Below are 4,761 nucleotides of genomic sequence, written 5' to 3' on the forward strand. Positions count from 1 at the left end.
TGCCTTTGGTGCCCAATGGTTGGAGTGGTGGGCGCAAGGTCGCCCAGCTACTGAAGCGGGGATTGCTTATAAGCAACAAGAGCATGAGTATCTCAACACCTGGCGCGAAATTGTCGAATCGACCGTGTGGGCGTATTGCGATAAACATGGCATCAAACGTCCCAACCGTTGTACGACAGTCCAACCGTCGGGGACTAAATCGCTGCTGACTGGTGCCTCTCCGGGCTGGCACGCCCCTAAAGCACAGCGGTTTATCCGCCGGATCACTTTCCGGAAGGATGACCCCGTAGCCCTCGCCTGTATCGACTATGGGTATAGCGTAATTCCGTCTCAGTCTGATAAGGATGAGAATGGGAATCTGCTAAATGATGCTTACGATCCGCGTTGTACGGAATGGTTGATCGAGATTCCGGTGGCGGTATCTTGGGCGGATATTCCGGGTGCGGATACGATCGAAATCGCTCAATTTAGCGCACTGTCGCAGATGGACTTCTATATGGGCGTGCAGCAACATTACGTGCGGCATAATACCAGTGCGACGATCGAATTGCGCGAACATGAAGTAGATGCCCTCGGCAAGCGGATTTACGAGGCGATTCGCGATGATGAGGGTTATATCTCTGCGGCTCTATTAGCGCGGTTTGACGACCATCAGACGTTCCCTCGGTTGCCGTTTGAACCGATCGATAAGGCGACTTTCGATGAGATGATGGTCGGAGTATTAGCCCGCCGTCAGACTGCCGAATTCCATACTGCTTTAAGTCGTTATGACTTAGGTAATAGCGCGGATGAAGCTGGCCCTGCTGGCTGCGATTCGGATAAATGCTTGTTGCCTGAAGCGAAGCCAAATTAAGTATTCTTTAGTAGAGAGGCTACGCCTAAAACTAATTTCAGCATAGCCGCCGATAATCGGCGGCTTTTTAATTTAGCAAATCTAAAGTATCACTAGATACAACTAAATGCGGCAATTTATAAGTCGAGATATTTCGATCGATAGCGACTGAATAAACGGCTTGTTCTACTGCTTGAAATTGCGTCGGTATAGACATCAAGTACTCGCAATTATGAGAGATAAGTATTTTTTGCTACAGAAAAACTTTAATTAGATTGATAACTTACAGTCTGTAAACCGATTTTATCTGAGTGCGAGGATCGTGTTCCTCACAATAAAATTGGTAGTAAGTAGTTTCGAGTTATAAGTTTTAGATCGATGTATAAATTGCTTCTGTGTCTGGGTTCTGGCGTTATTGCTGTTGATAGCTTTAATAGTATGTCTTTGTCTGTTCGAGCTGCGGCTTTGCAACAGTCTCATCTGATTCCCACCCATAAAACCTCTTTTGCGATCGCCAAAGCCGACCAAGGCGCAATTGTTAAGCAAAACAAAGAGCTGCTGATAACTAATAGAGCATTAGCTCGGAAAATTGCGACTAAATTAGGCATTACATCTACTGGAGATATTCCGACTAGTGGTACTCCTCTGGAACAAAATCAAGTTTTGATGTTGCAAAATCAGGAAACATTTAAGGAAATTGCGATTAAAGTTGGCGCGACAGTACCAGAATTAACGGCACCTACCGGAGCCGATGTCGCTGAGAAGAATCATAACATTCTGTTGCAAAATCGGACGATCGTGGTAGGAATTTTGAAGAAGCTCGGTATTGCGGTTACGCCACCGCCAGCACTTGCAGGTACCTTTGTGGAAAAAAACAATACCTTGCTAGTTGGTAATGGCAAAGCACTCGCCAAAATTGCGGCTAAGTTGGGAGTAAAGTAACTGAGGGTTTCAAGTCGGTATTTACAACACCACAAAGCCTAGCTCGATCGTCCATATTTGGGTTAGCACCCATCCTCAGCCAACTAGTTGTTATATTAGATTAACTCCCCTACTGTCGATCGGCAGTAGGGGAATTTTCGATCTAAGATGGGTAAAGTAGTAAAAGTGGCTCAAGTGAATTCAGTAGAACCGAAACAAACTAGTAAATATATCGTCTTTGCTATTGGCTTGGCGATCGCGTTTTTATTATGGAGTAACAATATATTTGCAGGTAGTCCGCCGTCAAATATTGGGGTGAATAATGGTAAATTAGCTGCTTGTGCTAGTACGCCAAATTGTGTCAGCTCTGGGACACCTATTAGCGATAGCGAACATGCGATCGTAGCACTACCATTGAGTGGAGATTTGCCAACATCGATGGCTAAATTGAAGCAGACAATTCAAGCAATGCCGCGTACTAAGGTCGTTAAAGAAACAAATAATTATCTGTATGTAGAATTCACCAGTAATTTGATGAGATTTGTCGATGATGTCGAATTTTATCTCGACGATCGTTCTCAGACTATTCAGGTGCGATCGGCTTCGCGATTGGGAGAATCAGATCTGGGTGTAAATCGCCAGCGGATTGAAGAAATTCGGACAAAATTAGCTAATTAACGAGAATTTTGTCGAACAGGATCGCGATCTAAACTGTAAATTGTAATTGTAAACATGTTGAAAATGAGAAACTTGTGGTTGGGGTGGCGGCGATATCGGTTTGGGATGTTGTTGTTTAGCGTTTGTTTGAGTGTCGTATTAGCATCCCCGCAGGTGGCGATGTCTACTCAGTCATCACTCGTACCAACCGCCGCAACAGTAGATTCAGATGTTGCCAAAATACCCGCGCCACAGCCAAGTAAAGCCCCGACAGTACCTACTAAAAAATCGATTGCGCCTGCAACTACGCTGACGGCAAATGTCAAGAAGACAGTGTTAGCGAATGGGTTGACTGTATTGACTAAAGAAGTCCGCAGTGCGCCAGTTTTGACAGTACAGGTATTTTATAAAATTGGTTCGCGGAATGAAGCTCCGGGTGTGAATGGCATCGCGCACCAGTTGGAGCACATGTTATTTAAGGGTACTAAAGATCGCCCGGTGCAATTTGGGCGATTATTTGCCGCTTTAGGTAGTAATTTTAATGCTTTTACTAGTTACGATCAGACTGCTTATTTTGGGACTGTCGAGAAGAATAAGCTCAGTAGTTTATTGACATTAGAAGCCGATCGGATGCAGAATTCGACGATCGACACCGAAAAATTAACTGGTGAGAAAAGAGTCGTAATTTCAGAATTGCAGGGTTATGAAAATAGTCCCAGTTATCGACTCGATCGCGCTGTCAAACGGGTGGCTTTTCCGAATACGCCGTATGGGTTAACCGTCGGGGGGACTAAAGCCGATGTCGAGAAATTTACGGTCGAACAAGTGCGATCGTATTATGACTCTTATTACGCGCCTAATAATGCGACCTTAATCGTTGTCGGCGATTTTGATACTACTAGTCTGATGGCAAAAGTGCAACAGACATTTGGCAAAGTACCGCGTCGCGAACTGAAAGTCGCCAAGCCGACGATTACGGCAACCACCACCAAACCCAACCAGCGGATCGTGCTGAAAGAACCCGGTAGCACCCAACTCGCCACCGAAGTGTATCCCTTACCCGCAGCCAATCATCCCGACGTACCCGCGATCGATGTGATGAATTACGTCCTCACCGAAGGACGCAGCTCGCGGATGTATCAATCGATCGTCGAAACCGGGATTGCAACTAGTTTAGACGGTGGTGCAGCCAACCTCGCCGCAGGTGGCTGGTATGAAATTTCGTCAATTGTCGAAGTCGGTAAATCGCTCCCCAAACTCGAAGCCGCCATCGATAAAGAGATTAAACTCATTCAAACCAAACCGCCTACCGCCAGCGAAATCTCCCGCGCCAAAGCGCAACTCAACGCTGGCTATCTACTCGGCAATCGCGATATTAACGCTCAAGCCAGACAACTCGGCAACGACCAAACTACCACAGGCGACTATCAATTTACCGATAAGTACCTCGCCGGAGTCGAACGCGTCACCCCCGCCGATGTTCAACGGGTTGCCAAAAAATATCTCCAACCCAACCTCAAAACGATCGGGTTCTTCCAACCCACCGAAATTACCGGAAAAACCGCAGCAGCTCCCGGCAAGGACGGCAAAACAGCCGAGAATTTTACCCCTGGTGCCCCTGTAGACCCCAGCGAACTGGCAAAATATCTCCCCGCCCTAGATGAGGATACCGCCAGCCAAACGCAAACCTTACCCCAAGAGGTGAAACTCAAAAACGGCTTGCGGGTGTTCTTACTCCCCGATAGCAGTACGCCGACAGTGACAATTAGCGGGAATATTCAAGCCGGGACGGAATACGATCGACCCGAAAAAGCTGGAGTAGCCGCGCTGACAGCCACCAACATTATGAGCGGTACCAAAACTCAAACCGCACTAACCATCGCCACCACATTAGAAAATCGCGGTGCGGGACTAGGATTTGCCGCAAGTCGCGAAGGCGTGAGCTTGGGTGGTAATGGTTTATCTAAAGATTTACCGATCCTGCTCCAAACTTTGGGCGATGTGCTGCAAAATGCCAACTTCCCCACCCAAAAAGTCGAACTCAGCCGCCAGCGCGCGCTGACTAGTCTCAAATTAGAACTCGATAGCCCTAATAGTGTGGCGCGACGCAAGTTTCAGCAGACGGTTTACCCTAAAGATCACCCGTTTACAATTTTCCCCACTCAAGAAACTTTGACAGGGTTGACAACCGCCGATCTGCAAGCCTTTTACCGCCAGCACTATCTACCCAGTAATACCATGCTGGCGATCGTCGGTGACTTTAAAGTACCAGAGGTCACAGCCTTATTAGAAGCTAATTTAGGTAAATGGACTACCACTGCTAAAAACGTCAAACTCAACTACCCAGTGCC

General features: G+C 47.0%; 4 protein-coding genes and 1 pseudogene. 4 read left to right on the top strand and 1 reads right to left on the bottom strand.

What is annotated here, in order from left to right:
• Positions 1-853, top strand: a pseudogene (locus tag Q0R35_RS16105) (ribonucleoside-triphosphate reductase, adenosylcobalamin-dependent); the annotation flags it as partial.
• Positions 854-920: 67 nt separating this feature from the next.
• Here the strand turns inward: Q0R35_RS16105 and Q0R35_RS16110 are convergent.
• Positions 921-1,049, bottom strand: coding sequence for a hypothetical protein (locus Q0R35_RS16110; protein WP_295620624.1), 129 nt, complete (start codon positions 1,047-1,049; stop codon positions 921-923).
• A gap of 161 nt (positions 1,050-1,210) precedes the next feature.
• On the opposite strand from Q0R35_RS16110, the gene Q0R35_RS16115 reads away from it, so the two are divergent.
• The 3 genes from Q0R35_RS16115 to Q0R35_RS16125 all read left to right on the top strand — a co-directional run.
• Positions 1,211-1,774 carry a hypothetical protein gene (locus tag Q0R35_RS16115; protein ID WP_295620627.1) on the top strand — a complete coding sequence of 188 codons (564 nt, stop codon included), beginning with the start codon at positions 1,211-1,213 and terminating at the stop codon, positions 1,772-1,774.
• Positions 1,775-1,921: 147 nt separating this feature from the next.
• A complete protein-coding gene (locus Q0R35_RS16120; protein WP_295620630.1) occupies positions 1,922-2,431 on the top strand; it encodes a DUF1499 domain-containing protein in 510 nt (169 codons plus the stop codon).
• A gap of 54 nt (positions 2,432-2,485) precedes the next feature.
• Positions 2,486-4,761 (top strand): pitrilysin family protein (locus Q0R35_RS16125; protein WP_295620633.1); only part of this gene is annotated, 2,276 nt, incomplete at its 3' end.

The sequence above is a fragment of the Chamaesiphon sp. GL140_3_metabinner_50 genome, from assembly GCF_025361915.1.
In the GTDB taxonomy this organism is placed as follows: domain Bacteria; phylum Cyanobacteriota; class Cyanobacteriia; order Cyanobacteriales; family Chamaesiphonaceae; genus Chamaesiphon.